Source organism: Kitasatospora sp. NPDC059812 (assembly GCF_042732075.1).
Classification (GTDB): Bacteria; Actinomycetota; Actinomycetes; order Streptomycetales; family Streptomycetaceae; genus Kitasatospora.
This window is the reverse complement of sequence record NZ_JBHWIO010000191.1, coordinates 1-1,030: the sequence shown is the minus strand read 5'-3', so window position 1 is coordinate 1,030 and position 1,030 is coordinate 1. Positions and strand designations below refer to the sequence as shown.

Annotated in this window: 1 rRNA gene; it reads right to left on the bottom strand. The window is 55.7% G+C overall.

The window, feature by feature from the left end:
* Window positions 1–2 precede the first annotated feature (2 nt).
* Window positions 3–1,030 (bottom strand): 23S ribosomal RNA (locus tag ACFV6D_RS38865); the annotation flags it as partial.

The window sequence follows — 1,030 nt, the reverse complement described above, 5'->3', positions numbered from 1 at the left end:
CTGAGGACAAGCCCTCGGCCTATTAGTACCGGTCAACTCCACCCCTCACAGGGCTTCCATATCCGGCCTATCAACCCAGTCGTCTACTGGGAGCCTTACCCTCTCAAGGAGGTGGGAGTGCTCATCTCGAAGCAGGCTTCCCGCTTAGATGCTTTCAGCGGTTATCCCTCCCGAACGTAGCCAACCAGCCATGCCCTTGGCAGGACAACTGGCACACCAGAGGTTCGTCCGTCCCGGTCCTCTCGTACTAGGGACAGCCCTTCTCAACACTCCTACGCGCACAGCGGATAGGGACCGAACTGTCTCACGACGTTCTAAACCCAGCTCGCGTACCGCTTTAATGGGCGAACAGCCCAACCCTTGGGACCTACTCCAGCCCCAGGATGCGACGAGCCGACATCGAGGTGCCAAACCATCCCGTCGATATGGACTCTTGGGGAAGATCAGCCTGTTATCCCCGGGGTACCTTTTATCCGTTGAGCGACGGCGCTTCCACAAGCCACCGCCGGATCACTAGTCCCTACTTTCGTACCTGCTCGACCCGTCAGTCTCACAGTCAAGCTCCCTTGTGCACTTACACTCAACACCTGATTGCCAACCAGGCTGAGGGAACCTTTGGGCGCCTCCGTTACTCTTTAGGAGGCAACCGCCCCAGTTAAACTACCCACCAGACACTGTCCCTGATCCGGATCACGGACCCAGGTTAGACATCCAGCACGACCAGAGTGGTATTTCAACGACGACTCCACAACAACTGGCGTTGCTGCTTCAAAGTCTCCCACCTATCCTACACAAGCCGAACCGAACACCAATATCAAGCTATAGTAAAGGTCCCGGGGTCTTTCCGTCCTGCTGCGCGAAACGAGCATCTTTACTCGTAATGCAATTTCACCGGGCCTATGGTTGAGACAGTCGAGAAGTCGTTACGCCATTCGTGCAGGTCGGAACTTACCCGACAAGGAATTTCGCTACCTTAGGATGGTTATAGTTACCACCGCCGTTTACTGGCGCTTAAGTTCTCAGCTTCGCC